Origin of the sequence: Pandoraea anapnoica, assembly GCF_902459765.1 — a bacterium.
Classification (GTDB): Bacteria; Pseudomonadota; Gammaproteobacteria; order Burkholderiales; family Burkholderiaceae; genus Pandoraea; species Pandoraea anapnoica.
Genome location: NZ_CABPSP010000014.1, coordinates 111,676 through 124,737, shown reverse-complemented (window position 1 = coordinate 124,737; position 13,062 = coordinate 111,676). Strand labels below are relative to the sequence as shown.

Genomic DNA, 13,062 nt, shown 5'->3' with positions numbered 1-13,062 from the left:
TGGCTGAAAGACGGTCCAGCACCGGCGCAATTTACCCCTGCGGCAGCCAGGCCAACGCCGCCGAATAGCCCGGCGGCGCAGGCAACAGACGCAGTTCAAGCCCGTGCAACGCCTCGGCCAGCACCGGGTCGTCGGCCCGCCAGGGAATCGCGTAACCGGCGGTGACCGACGGGATTGCGGCATCGAATCTGCCCTCGACGGCCGTCACCGCGCGCGCGACGGCGTCCACATCCACGCTCAGCGCCGTGAGGCTGTCCTGCAACCCGGTGCCGAGCGCCTTGAAGATCGCCTCCTTGAGGCTCCAGGCCCAATGGAATATCTCGTCTGCGCGCGGCCCGTGCCCCGACAGCGTGAAACTCAGCATCAGCAAGGCACGCTGTTCTTCCGCATGAAGGCAGACGTCCCACGACGAACGCGGCTCAGGGAGCGCGTTCAGTCGCTCGATATCCACACCGACGCGCACATCGGGCGAATAGGCCAGCAGCCCCCAATGTCCGGCATGACTGACGTTGAAGTCCGGCGGCCCGCCCCCGGCCAGCCGCGGACGGCCCTGTGCGTCGACCTCGAACGCCACCCGATCCGGCGGCACCCCCAACTCGCGGCCCAGTACGTCGCGCAATGTGGCCCGGACCACCGCGAAGCGCGCCCGATCCTCCTCTTTATGCAGCGCACCGAGCCGGAAATGCTCGTCCGCAGACAGCCGCGACGCCAAGCGCGCCGGGGCGCTCGAAGCATCGGAAATCCTGATGAATTGCAAAGCTAGGCTCATTGGCATAACGAAATGACACGCTCCCCAATCGGTCGACATCTTGCAAATCAAAATATCAATTGCAAACCATTCTCATTTTCACTATCGTTTACATAAAATTTACCGCATCCCCTGTAGAAAGTGGTAGCCCCACTGTCTATTAGGGCGGTGCAAAAGATGTTCTGCAGTCCTGTCTTTTCTCCCTGCACCGTTGTGTCGGAACGCGTCCCGTGCGCTGTTCCCGGCGGCGTTCGTCCGTCGTTTTGTCATCCGACTGCGTTCGTGCCCCTCAAGGGGGCCGCAGTGTGGCTCCAAAGCGACGGTGCGTCGCTTTGTCACACAGCTGTGCGTTCGATGCCGATCTGGAGGCAAAAGCATGAGCGAGCAGTTGAGTTACGCCGGATGCACCGGCTGGACGCCAATGGGTACAGATACGGAGGACGGTCTCGTCGGCCAGATTTTCGTGACGCACCGGCGGGCGCTGGTGGGACTGGCGATGCGCATTCTCGGATGCCCCTGCCGTGCCGAAGACGTAGTGCAGGACGCCTACATCAAGCTATGCGATGCGCGCAGCGCCTGCCCGGTCCGGCATCCCGCCAGCTACGTGATGCAAGTCGTACGCAATCTGGCGCTGGACGGATACCGCCGTCAGCAAATCGAAAATCGGGTGTTTACGGTGGAAGACGAAGCCATCGACATGCCCGATCGTGCCGCATCGCCGGAGGCGCAGGTCACGGCGCGCCAGATGATCGGCGGCATGCTCGACCGGCTCAAGACACTGCCCGAGCGCACCCGCACGGTGTTCGAGATGTATTACTTCCAGGATTGCACACAGCGCGAGATCGCCCAGTCGCTGGGGGTCTCCACGACGCTCGTGAATTTCATGATGCAGGACGCCCGTCAGGCCCTCACACCGTGGATCAGCGGCACGACCGAGGAGCCTGCCTGAGTGGCGACGCCACGCCAACACTACGCCGCGAAACCGCTAGCGCAGCATGACCCCGTCGAAGCCGACGTCGATATCGGCAATCACGATCCGATCCTTCCCCGAGCGCTTTGCGGTGTATAACGCGTGGTCAGCCATCGCCAGCCACGCGGTCGGCGACACCAGATTCACGGTGTAGTTCGCCACGCCGGCGCTCAACGTCACGGCACGCGTGGAATCCAGTCCCTCGGTGGCCTCCGAGAACACTGCACACACTTTTTCAAGCTTCCGGCGTGCCTTCTCGGCGGATTGCCCGTCGAACAACACGCAGAACTCGTCGCCGCCGTAGCGGCCGCTAATGTCGTGACTGCCCAGTTCGGTCGCCAGCACGTCGGAAAGAATCCGGATCAGCGAGTCGCCCTGAAGATGGCCGTGCAGGTCGTTGATTTCCTTGAACCCGTCGATATCGATAAGCGCGATGCTCGCGGTCCCTGTGCGCCCCAGTCGCTTCTCGGCGAAACAACTCGTGAGTGCGCGCATCCATGAACGTCGATTCAGCAGCGACGTCAGGTCGTCCTGATCGCTGATCCGTCGCAGCGTCCGCTCGCTTTTCGAGAGCCGTTTCGCGAGACGAAAACTCGTGAGTCCGACAAGCGTGGGATAAATCAGCAGCAACGGCAGGCTCGCGACCAGTTCCGAGAAAGGAATGTCCGTTCTGATGGTAAAGCCCAACGCTGTGCCCGTCAGAATGCCGCCCACCAGCATGGCAAGAATGCCGTCACGCAACAACCGGAGTCCTCCGGCCGACGCGTTGTGCATCAACAGCACCGATACGAGTACGGCCGACGGCACGCCGCTGAACTGCATCGCCACCACCCAGCCACCGCCGAAGGCCGAGTCACACAGCAGATTTCGGCGCTCGGCCGACACCGGATCGGCTGACGACATGGCGATGGCGTGGGCGAACGCTGGCCAGAGAAACGCATTGAGCGCCCAGATCCCGTAACCGATGTGCGAAGCGCCCGCATGCCGGATGGCCGTAAACACGGCGATGGCGCTCAGCACGCATCCCAGACTGCGCAGCCCCAGCACGCGACGAGAGAAGTCCCGCCCCTTCTGGGCCTGCGATCGCGTGATCTGCTCGCTCGATGGATCCGTCATGTCGCCAACGTCTGAGGCGGTTGGGGTGAAAGTGCGATGAACAATTACGGAGGGGGCTTTGACTTGCTGCACGCAACCTGCCGACCCGCGCATTATGCCTGCGCGATGCCGCTTCCAGATGCGAATGGGGATCAATCCAAAGACGCAACAAATTCACCAATGCGTTGATTTCCGCTCGATCCTCGGCCCAAGAAAAAAGGCCCGCAACGACTGGCGGGCCTTTCTCCTGTGCGCGGTACGGTCAGCCGCGGACTTTCAACTTACTTTGCTGCTGCAATCACTGCGATTTCGACGAGCAGGTCCGGCGCAGCCAGACGCGACTCCACCGTCGCGCGGGTCGGCGTGTTGCCGGGGCTAGTCCACGCGTCCCACACGGCGTTCATGCCAGCGAAATCCGACTCGATGTCCTTGAGCCACACTTGTGCCGACAGCAGGCGCGACTTGTCGATGCCAGCGTCCTTCAGATAACCGTCGATCTTGGCCAGCACCTGCTGCGTCTGGCCGGTGATGTCCTGGCTACGGTCGTCGGCCGTCTGGCCGCCGATGTAGACCGTTCCGTTATGCACCACGACACGGCTCATCCGTGCATTCGTGTGATGGCGTTGAATGTCGCTCATTACGACGTCTCCAAAAAGGAATAAGAAGCGGAATAAAAAGTAGCAGGCGAGAGGCGCGAGCCATCTCGCCTACTTGGGGAAACCTGCTCGTTCGCTCAGGAATTCGGGGGCAACGACCGCCGAGGCGAGTTCGCCCAGCGTCACCGGCTTGATGGGCGGACGGATGCGGTAGTAGCCGACTTCCTGCACCGCGCACCCTTGCGCCTGCGCCAGCAACTCGGCGACGGTCATACCGCAGAAGCGGCCCTGGCACGGGCCCATGCCGCAGCGCGAGAAACTCTTGGTCTGATTCGGCCCGACACAGCCCAGCCCGGCCATGCGACGCACGTCGCCCGCCGTCACCTCCTCGCAACGGCACACGATAGTGCTGTCATCGGCAGGCGCACGGAAACCGTCCGCTGGTCGGTAAAGCGCGTCGAGAAACGGACGAATCGACGTGTGCGCAGCAAGCTCGCGGCGCAGCGACAGCGCACGCGAATCGCGCTTTGCCGTGTCGAGCTTGCCGAGCATCACGGCGGCCTGCGTGGCCGCGAGACGCCCGGACGGCTCAGCGGCCAGCGCGCCGCCGATGCCCGCACCGTCCCCGGCAACGAAAATGCCCGGCACGCTCGTCTCTCCCCATGCGTCGGTCTTCGGCCGCCAGCATAACTGCGCTTCGTCCCATTCATGTTCGCAACCGATCGAGCGCGTGACCTGCGTGTTCGGAATCACGCCCTGATGCAGCAGCACCAGCGCCGTATCGATGCGCTGCGTCTTGCCGTTCACGACGTATTCGATGGCCTCGGCCTGCGTCGCACCGAGCACGCGCAGCGACGTCACATGCTTCACGTGCTGCACGCCTGCCGCACGAATCGCACGCAGCAGCTTGAGGCCCTTCATCAGATAGGAGGGGCTACGCAACGCCCCGCCCACATGCCGCAGCGCCTCGCGGTGCGCCCCCGCCTCGGCGGTGTCGAGAATCGCGCGCACCGGCACACCGGCGTTGATCAGTTGCCACGCGAACAGATACAGCAACGGCCCGCATCCGGCCAAAACGGCCGGTGTGTCCGGCACGAGCGCCGACGCCTTGAGCAACGTCTGCGCCGCCCCCACGCCCATCACTCCGGGCAACGTCCACCCCGGAATCGGGAACGGACGCTCCTGCGCACCGCTGGCCAGCACGATGGCCCCGGCTTCGATCTGCAATGTTCCACCACCCGCGCTTTGCCGCGTGACGGAGACACGCTTGTCGGTGCTGATCTGCCACGCGAGCGTTTGTGGCCAATAGGCGATGCCTGCTTCCGTGAAGGCATCGACGAGTGCGCGCCCGCGCAGATAGTCCGGCCCGAGTACACCCGGATCGGCCAGCGGCGAGCGGCTCACGCTACGGTAAATCTGCCCACCCGGCAGGCTGTTTTCGTCGACGACGAGCGGCGTGAGGCCATGACGCTTCGCCTCAAGCGCCGCCGCGAGTCCCGCAGGACCTGCGCCGACGACCAACAAATCCACACGCATCGAACTCATGCCACACTCCTTGCGCCGTCCATGCGACGCACTTGCATCCCCTCGCGCACGGGCGTCATGCAGCCCTGCCGGTTCGGAACACCGTCGATCTCCACGAGACAATCGAAGCACACACCCATCATGCAGAACGGTGCACGCTCGCTGCCCGTCACGGGCGTGGTGCGGCACGCCGTCACGCCCGAGAGGAGCAAGGCGGCTGCCACGTTCATATCCGTCGGCACATCGACCGGCATGTCGTCGATGAACATCCGCACCGTCGCGCCATCCTTGCGCGCCAGCGACTTAAGCAGCGAAACGTTTGGCATAGAAATGGTCCAGAAGCGCGGGGCGCTCAGCGCCGAGAATCCACGGCGCGATGGTTTCACAATGCGCGGCGGCAAGCGTCACGCCGCTGTGGCACGTCGCAAGGAACGCGCCCGGACAAGATTCGGAGGCTTCGTAGATCGGCAGGCCATCGCCCGTCATCACACGCAACGCGCCCCATGCGCGCACGACGCGTACATTCTTGAGAATGGGGAACGGCGCAATGCCGCGTCGTGCGATGTCGGCGAGCACGTCCGGCGTCACACCGTCGTTGAAGCCGACATCCTCCGCCGAGTCGCCGAGCATGACCGAGCCTTCGACGGTCTGGCGCACATAAATCGTCGGATAGTCGAGGAACGGTTTAACCCGCTCTGTCACGATGATCTGCCCACGCAACGGCTTGACCGGCGCATTCAGCCCCACCATCGGCGCGAGGTCGCGATTGCCCAGCCCTGCGGCAAGCACGACGCGTCCCGCTTCGAACGACGTGTCGCCCATACTCACGCGAAACGCACCGCTGCCCAGTTGGCGAATGTCCGTCACCCGCAGGTTCGGTGCGTACTCGCCGCCGACCTGCTCGAACGCGGCGAACAGCGCGCGCAGCGTGTACAGCGGGCTCACATGCCCGTCGTTCGGCGAATAGATCGCCCCGTACACGTCGGGGCCGATGGCGGGCAGACGTTCGGCCAGCGCATCGTGATCGAGTACTTCATAGACCAGCGCGGGCTCGGCCTCCTTGAGCTTACGCATGCTCTCGACCTTGACGGCCAGTTCCTCGGCCGTCTGCGCGATGTTGAAACCGCCGGGGCGCTGAAAGCCGACGTCCACGCCGGTCCGCGCGAACAGCTCGTCGGCCATCCCCTGCCAGGTGTTCGCCGAGTGCAGCGACCAGCGTGCATAGTTGGTGCAGGTGCCTCCCTTGCCCTGTACCCAGACCAACCCGAAGTTGCCGCGCGCGGCTCTCAGCGAGTTGTCTTCGCCATCGCAAACGACGACGCGTTGTCCGCGCTTGGCAAGCCCGTAGGCGATTGCCATGCCGACGAGGCCACCGCCGATGACGGCGATATCGTATGTCTTTTGCATGTTTTAGTGATTTCCAACCAGAACCTTGTTCAATCCGTAGATGCGGTCGAGGATCAGCATGACCGCCAACGTCACTCCGATGAGCAACGTTGAAATCGCGGCGACGCTCGGATCGACCGTCTCGCTCATATTCATGTAGATGCGCACGGGTAACGTGATCGTCTCGGGCGACGTGACGAAAATCGTGGCCGTCAGTTCGTCGAAGCTGTTGATGAATGCCAGCACCCAGCCACCCGCCACGCCCGGCAAAATCGCGGGCAGTGTGATGCGGCGGAACGTCGTCCACCGCCCTGCGCCCAGCGAGCGCGCAGCGCGCTCGCCTTCGTCTGCCTGTCCGACGAGCGCCGCCATGATCAGGCGCAGCGCATACGGGAAGATCAGCAACGCATGGCACGCGACCAGACTCTCAAACGAGCCGCCCATATCGAGCAGCGTGAACAGACGCAGGAACGCGATACCCAGCACCACCGGCGGAATCATCAGCGGCGAGAGCAAGAACGAGTTGATCGCGTCGCGCCCCGGGAAGCGGTAGCGTGCCAGCCCCATGGCGGTGGGCACAGCAAGCGCCGTCGACACCGTGGCCGACATCACGCCCAGCCACAGACTCGTGCGCAACGCCGACTGAAAGTCCTCGTCGCTCATGAGCGATTCGAACCAGCGCAGCGAGAAGTGCTTCGTCGGAATCGAGAGGAAGTTGTCCGGCGTAAACGCCACCAGACACACGACGACCAGCGGCGCGAGGATAAAGACGAGAAACAGCACATGGAACGCCAGCGCGCCCACGCTGTTGCGATCGTACTGAGAATCGAGCTGATTCATGTGATGGCCTCCCGTCAGCCGAGACGGCGCGTGAAGCGCTTCTCAAGTGCGCGGTTGTATCCGCTGATGATGAGCACGTTGACGATCAGCAGCACGATGGCAATCGCCGCGCCCAGCGGCCAGTTCAGCGTGCCGAGGAACTCGTCGTACGCCGTGGTCGCCACGACTTTCAGACGGCGTCCGCCGATGAGCGCAGGTGTCGCGAAGGCACTCGCCGTGAGCGCGAACACAATCAGGCTGCCCGAGAGGATGCCCGGCGTGATCTGCGGCAGCACCACGCGCCACATCACGGTCGCGCGACCTGCGCCGAGCGACCGTGCCGCATGCGCTACGGCAGGGTCCAGTCGCGTGAGCGACGTCCACACCGACAGCACCAGCAACGGCACGAGCACATGCACCAGCGCCACCGTGACCGCGCCCATCGTGAACAGCATTTGAAACGGATGATCAATGAGGCCGAGCTTCGTGAGCACGGCATTGATCAGCCCTTCCCGGCCGAGCAGGATCGACCAGCCGAGCGTGCGCACCACGACCGAGATCAGCAGCGGACCGAGCACAAGCACCAGACACAGCGAACGCCACGGATCGCGCATGCGGAACAGAAAGTACGCCTCGGGCACGCCGATCAGCACACACAGCAACGTCACCCCGACCGACAGCAACAAGGTGCGCAGGAATATCTCGTAGAAGTAGCTGTCCGTGAGAATGTCGACGTAATGCTGCAACGACACCGTCGGCAGAATGCCGCCCGAATTCGGGTCGAAACCGTGCAAACTGAGGACGAACGTCAGGGCGAGAGGCACGGCCAGCAGTACGAGGAAGTAGAGCGTCGCAGGTGCGACCAGCGTCCATGCTGAGCGACGCTGAGCAGCAACCTCGGGCGATACCGTTGCCGCCGACTTCGCTGTTTCCACGCTCGGCACACCCGGTGGCGTAGACGTCGCGGCGTTCATGCGCTCTCCTGCACGAGACGCAGCGCATCGTCGGCCCAGTCGAGACCGACGGCGTCGCCGTCGTTGGCCGCGACGGCACCGTCGTTCGACACGAGCACGCGCAACTCACCCAGCGCGGTCGAGACGGTGAGCACCCAGTGGTTGCCGTGGAAGCTGCGCTGCGCGACACGTCCCGGCACGCGTCCGGTGGTGGCCGAAGTGAGCCGGATTCGCTCGGGACGCAGACAGAACGTGACCGATGCATTCGCGGCCTCAGACACCGCGAGACCGGCCTGCGCAGGCGACACCACCAACCTCAGCCCCTGCACTTCCAGCAGCGCCACGCCACCGCGCACGTCGAGCTGACCGGTGATGAGATTGGTCTGCCCGATGAAGTTCGCGGCAAATGTCGCGCGCGGGTCTTCGTACACTTCGTGCGGCGTGTCAATGCGAACCACCCGCCCCGCGTTGAGCAGCACCACGCGATCGCTGATCGCGAGCGCCTCGCCCTGATCGTGCGTGACCATGATCGTGGTCGTGCCGACCTTGCGCTGAATCGCACGCAACTCGTCCTGCATCTGTTCGCGCAGCTTGGCGTCCAGATTCGAGAGCGGTTCGTCGAGCAGCAGCACGGGCGGTGCAATGACCATCGCCCGCGCCAGCGCCACACGCTGACGCTGTCCGCCCGAGAGTTCGCGCGGATAGCGTTGCGCATGCGCACCGAGGTGCACCAGTTCCAGCGCGTCCTTCACGCGGCGTTGCTTCTCGCCAGCGTCCACGCGTCGCATGTCCAGACCGAACGCCACGTTTTGCGCCACCGTCATGTGCGGAAACAGCGCGTAGCTCTGGAAGACGATGCCCAGCCCGCGCTTTTCAGGCGGCACGGGCGTGAGGTCGCGGCCTTCAAGCAGAATCCGGCCAGACGTCGGGGCGACGAAACCTGCAATCATCTGCAACGTGGTCGTCTTGCCGCAGCCCGACGGACCCAGCAGGGAGATGAACTCGCCCTGCGCAATCGAGAGATCGACGCCCTCGACCGCCACCGTGTCGCCAAAGCGCTTGCCGAGATTTTCAACGCGTAAGTAAGGGGTGCTGGTGCTCATGTCGCTTGTGTTCTCCTTGCCGCTCAACGTCCGAATTCACTTAGTCGCTTAGCGCTCGATCTGACGATTCCAGCGCTGCGTCCATTCGGCGCGCTTGGCGTTCACGACATCCCAGTCGACGCGCACGAGCTTGTCGATCTGTGCGGGCGACGGGACGCGCGCGGCGATCGCCATCGACAACTGGGTCTTCTTGTTCGACGGTGCCACGCCCTGGCTTTCGGCCAGCACGGCTTGCGTCTGCGGCGAGAGAATCATCTGGATGAACTTCTGCGCAAGCGCATCGTTGGCCGACTTATCGACCGCGCACATGCCCATGCCAAGCGCCACCGCGCCTTCCTTCGGATAGACGAATTCAACCGGAATGCCCTGCTGACGCAGCGCCTGCACGCGGCCATTGCCCCACACGGCCAGCGCGACTTCGTCGGCCTGGAACAGCTCGGCGATCTTGCCCGGCGACGGATCGAACGACAGCACGTTCGGCGCGATCTTCTCCATCTCCTTGAAGCCCGGATCGATGTTGCTGTCGCTGCCGCCGTTGAGCTTCGACTCGACGAGCAGCGCGTGCAGACCGTACGTGTTCTTGATGCTCGGCATCACGAGCTTGCCCTTGTACTTCGGGTCGGAGAGTTCCTTCCATGACGTCGGCGCGGGCCATCCCTTCGACTGGAACAGACGCGTGTTGTAGGCGATACCCGTCGCGATCAGACCGGCCGCCACGGCATTGCCGTTCTTGAACTTCGCGATGTCGTAGAGATCCTGATAGACCGGGGCGTCGGCGAGCTTGCCGCAGAAGCCCATCTGGATGGCCTGATACATCGGACCGTCGTCGAGAAAGACCACGTCCATGCCAGCCTTACCCTTTTGCGCCTGAAGCTTCGCGAGCGTCGTCGTGGAGTCGCCCGGCACGATCACAACCTTGGTGCCCGGGTTGGCCCGTTCGAAGCCAGGGATTACGTCTTTCTTCAGCATTTGTTCGAACGAACCGCCGTACGCGCCTACATACAGCGTCGTATCGGCATGCGCGGCGCCAGCGCCAAAAACCAATCCCGCACCGACAGAAATCGCGGCGGCACGGCCAAGCTTGCGAAGCGTTTGGGGGACGACAGTCTTCATCGGGAAGCTCCTTGCGTGATGCAGTTTTATGTGATGTTATGGCCCGGCATTACGAAAAAAATGAAACTATTGCGTGGTTTTCGTAGGGTCATTTTCGACACACGCACGGTCAAATCACATTTTTTTGCTCCGCCATACGCAAATGTTATGGGGGAGTGGAGACAAGCTTCGATGAAGATCCGGCAGTTGGAGGCATTTCGCGCGCTGATCCTGCGTCAGACGGTCACTCGCGCGGCGGACATGCTCCACATCTCGCAACCGGCCGTCACGCGGCTGATCAACGATCTGGAAGCAGACGTAGGGTTTTCCTTATTCGACCGGAGCAACGGTCGGCTGAATCCGACGCCCGAGGCGATGGTGCTGTTCGAGGAAGTGGAGCGCTCGTTTGCGGGCATCGACCGCATCGCGCAGACTGCCGAGCAGATCAAATCGTTGCGACGTGGCTCGCTGCACATCGCAGGTGCGCCCGCGCTGGCTCTGGAGTTCTTGCCCACCACGCTGACGGGCTTCATGCGCGAGCACCCCGGTGTGAGCACGACGCTGCTGATTCACGCGTCGAGCATCGTGGTGGATATGGTGGTCGGGCGACGTTGCGATGTCGGCTTCATCGCGCACCCGCTCACGCACGCGGGCGCCAATGTCGAGACGCTGTACCGCGCGCCCATGCGCTGCATCCTGCCGCTGGGCCATCGTCTCGCCGACCGAGACGTAATCCGCCCGGAGGATCTGCGCGACGAATCGTTCATTTCCTATCCGAAGGAATTCGATAACCGGATGTACATCGACCGGCTCTTCGCCGAGCGGCAAATCGATCGGGTGATGAGCGCAGAGTCCCAGTTGTCGGCAGCGATATGCGTGCTGGTGCAGCATGGCGCAGGGGTGGCGATCATCGATCAGGTGACGGCGCGCTATGCGGCCGACCGGGTGCTGGTCAAACCGTTCGAGCCGGTCGTCATGTCGGGCTTCTCGCTGGTCACGTCCACGCAGCATCCGCCCTCACGGCTTGCACAGGCATTCGTCGACTACACGAAGCAACGCATGGTCGAGCTGCTGGCCGACTGAACCCACTTGAACCCGATGTGCCAATGCCGCATGGCGAAGTCGGCCGCCTTGCCCCAAATCGACGCGCCGTCGCCCCACTGCCGGGGGGCCACATCAGGACTTTCCGCTTACGTCAACTAGCATCCCTACGCATTGCGTCTCGATGCGGCAAGCCCTCAACAGGCCGATGCAAATTCCTCAAGTTTCTTTTGATGGACTGAAGTGTTTTAAGCATGACAACGCGATTCCCGACAATATTTCTCCCGGGTGCGCCAGATGCATGAAACAACGAATTCGAGTTCGGCAACAGGAGCATGAAGTGAAGTTTGCAGTTCTTACGTCAGACATCGGGCTCTTCGAGGCCATCCGCCAACGCCTCAGCGCCGACGGCGACTGCCAGCGCTTTGACGACGCTGCCCAGTATCTTGTGGCCGCCTCGCGCATTCCCTACACGGCGGCACTCGTCGATGCCGCACTGGGCCCTCTCGACTTGCAGGGCGTTCTCGCCCGCCGCCGCCGCACGCGCAGCGTCGGCGCGCTGGTCATCGGTTTCGGCACCCCGTCGTGGATGCTCGACCTGTCGTTTCGCGCCGGGTGCGACGACGTGCTGCCCTTCCCCGTGGATGTGGCCGAGTTGCAGACCCGTCTGGCAATGACGCTGCACCGGCGCGCCTCGGCCAACGCGACCCGCAGCGAAGACCTGCTGGAAGTCGGGGCCTATCAGCTCGACCGTGGCCGAGACACGGTGGCGGTCGGGGGCATCGAAGTCGAACTGACGGCCCGCGAGTTCGCGCTGGCGTGGATGCTCTTCTCGGCACCGGACATGCGGGTGAGCCGCGCGCGCATCGCCTCGCTGATCTGGCGCAGCGACGAAGCGTCGGCGGCACGCAGCATCGAGCAGCATGTCTATCTGCTGCGTAACCGGCTCGGCCTGCGCGGCGAACACGGTCTCGTGTTGCGTGCCGTGTACGGCGGCGGCTACTGCCTCGGCGCACGCCCTCAACGCTCGCGACGCCCGGTTCGTAGTGCGCGCGCCACAGGTGTCGCCTCGCACACGCAGTCCTTGCCTGAAGTCTCTCGCGATTGATAAGCTCTCGCCCGGCCCGCTGTCGGACGCCCGGCGCCCGGCAGCGCATGCACCATTCAGGGCAGACGAAAGTCAATAAAGACAACAGAGACAACGATATGCTGCAACGCAGGACCCATGGAACGGCACGCAAGGCCGCCGTCGCGCTGATGATGTTCGCACTGTGCGCTGGTGCCGCGAGCGCCGCAGCGCTCCACCCTATCAAGGTGAACAAGCAGGAACTGGCTGGCCCGGTCTTCGACCGCGACGACGCCGTGCACGAAAACGAAGACGGCAACGACACCGTCGACGTCACCACCTTCACCTCGCCCGACAAGGCGTTCCAGACCGGCGTGTTCAAATCCGGCCCCGTACGCGAAGAAATTCGCTCGGCCCCCGGCTATCCGTACACCGAACTGCTGGTGTTCCTGAGCGGCGGCGCGAAGTTCACGTCGAGCGACGGCACGGTCGTGGAAGCCGGTCCGGGCGAAGCGGTCACGCTGCCCAAGGGTTGGACGGGCGTGTTCGAATCGAAGGGCTACACCAAGCTTTACGCCGTGTACGATACCGACGCCCCCTCGCACATCGATCAGTAACACGGTCCGAAACGGCATCACAAGACAAAGCGGCCCATCACCGATGCAGTGA

General features: G+C 63.5%; 14 protein-coding genes. 4 read left to right on the top strand and 10 right to left on the bottom strand.

Features of this window, described 5'->3' with window-relative positions:
* Window positions 1-31 precede the first annotated feature (31 nt).
* On the bottom strand, window positions 32-769 hold the full coding sequence (locus tag PAN31117_RS21310) for a 4'-phosphopantetheinyl transferase family protein (protein WP_174991058.1): 738 nt from the start codon (window positions 767-769) through the stop codon (window positions 32-34).
* Between the two features lie 355 nt (window positions 770-1,124).
* On the opposite strand from PAN31117_RS21310, the gene panA reads away from it, so the two are divergent.
* Entirely contained in the window at window positions 1,125-1,697 is a 573-nt protein-coding gene (gene panA, locus PAN31117_RS21305; protein WP_217429688.1) for a pandorabactin biosynthesis sigma factor PanA, read from the top strand.
* A 36-nt stretch (window positions 1,698-1,733) separates the two neighbouring features.
* Here panA and PAN31117_RS21300 read toward each other — a convergent pair whose 3' ends face one another.
* The 9 genes from PAN31117_RS21300 to PAN31117_RS21260 form a co-directional block, all read right to left on the bottom strand.
* Complete coding sequence (locus tag PAN31117_RS21300; protein ID WP_174991057.1) at window positions 1,734-2,834, bottom strand: diguanylate cyclase; 1,101 nt, start codon at window positions 2,832-2,834, stop codon at window positions 1,734-1,736.
* A gap of 260 nt (window positions 2,835-3,094) precedes the next feature.
* A complete protein-coding gene (locus PAN31117_RS21295; RefSeq protein WP_141571936.1) occupies window positions 3,095-3,451 on the bottom strand; it encodes a RidA family protein in 357 nt (118 codons plus the stop codon).
* 69 nt (window positions 3,452-3,520) lie between these two features.
* Window positions 3,521-4,954 (bottom strand): FAD/NAD(P)-dependent oxidoreductase, encoded by a 1,434-nt coding sequence (locus PAN31117_RS21290; RefSeq protein WP_150739956.1) that lies wholly within the window; start codon window positions 4,952-4,954, stop codon window positions 3,521-3,523.
* Complete coding sequence (locus tag PAN31117_RS21285; RefSeq protein WP_150739955.1) at window positions 4,951-5,259, bottom strand: (2Fe-2S)-binding protein; 309 nt, start codon at window positions 5,257-5,259, stop codon at window positions 4,951-4,953. The genes PAN31117_RS21290 and PAN31117_RS21285 overlap by 4 nt, the downstream gene beginning before the upstream one ends.
* Window positions 5,237-6,340 (bottom strand): NAD(P)/FAD-dependent oxidoreductase, encoded by a 1,104-nt coding sequence (locus PAN31117_RS21280; protein WP_150739954.1) that lies wholly within the window; start codon window positions 6,338-6,340, stop codon window positions 5,237-5,239. Before PAN31117_RS21280 ends, PAN31117_RS21285 begins: the two co-directional genes overlap by 23 nt.
* A 3-nt stretch (window positions 6,341-6,343) precedes the next feature.
* Window positions 6,344-7,159: an ABC transporter permease gene (locus tag PAN31117_RS21275; RefSeq protein ID WP_150739953.1), complete on the bottom strand. Its 816-nt coding sequence runs from the start codon at window positions 7,157-7,159 to the stop codon at window positions 6,344-6,346.
* A gap of 14 nt (window positions 7,160-7,173) precedes the next feature.
* Window positions 7,174-8,112: an ABC transporter permease gene (locus PAN31117_RS21270; protein ID WP_174991056.1), complete on the bottom strand. Its 939-nt coding sequence runs from the start codon at window positions 8,110-8,112 to the stop codon at window positions 7,174-7,176.
* The gene (locus tag PAN31117_RS21265) at window positions 8,109-9,194 is read right to left on the bottom strand and encodes an ABC transporter ATP-binding protein (protein WP_150739952.1); all 1,086 of its coding nucleotides are present in this window, start codon (window positions 9,192-9,194) and stop codon (window positions 8,109-8,111) included. Before PAN31117_RS21265 ends, PAN31117_RS21270 begins: the two co-directional genes overlap by 4 nt.
* A 48-nt stretch (window positions 9,195-9,242) precedes the next feature.
* The gene (locus tag PAN31117_RS21260; protein WP_150739951.1) at window positions 9,243-10,307 is read right to left on the bottom strand and encodes an ABC transporter substrate-binding protein; all 1,065 of its coding nucleotides are present in this window, start codon (window positions 10,305-10,307) and stop codon (window positions 9,243-9,245) included.
* 171 nt (window positions 10,308-10,478) lie between these two features.
* Between PAN31117_RS21260 and PAN31117_RS21255 the strand changes: the two genes are divergently transcribed.
* The 3 genes from PAN31117_RS21255 to PAN31117_RS21245 all read left to right on the top strand — a co-directional run bounded on the left by PAN31117_RS21255 (window position 10,479) and on the right by PAN31117_RS21245 (window position 13,010).
* Window positions 10,479-11,369 (top strand): LysR substrate-binding domain-containing protein, encoded by an 891-nt coding sequence (locus PAN31117_RS21255; protein WP_246189204.1) that lies wholly within the window; start codon window positions 10,479-10,481, stop codon window positions 11,367-11,369.
* 298 nt (window positions 11,370-11,667) lie between these two features.
* Complete coding sequence (locus PAN31117_RS21250) at window positions 11,668-12,435, top strand: response regulator transcription factor (RefSeq protein WP_150739949.1); 768 nt, start codon at window positions 11,668-11,670, stop codon at window positions 12,433-12,435.
* Window positions 12,436-12,533: 98 nt separating this feature from the next.
* Window positions 12,534-13,010: a cupin domain-containing protein gene (locus PAN31117_RS21245; RefSeq protein WP_246189203.1), complete on the top strand. Its 477-nt coding sequence runs from the start codon at window positions 12,534-12,536 to the stop codon at window positions 13,008-13,010.
* The last annotated feature ends 52 nt before the right edge of the window (window positions 13,011-13,062 follow it).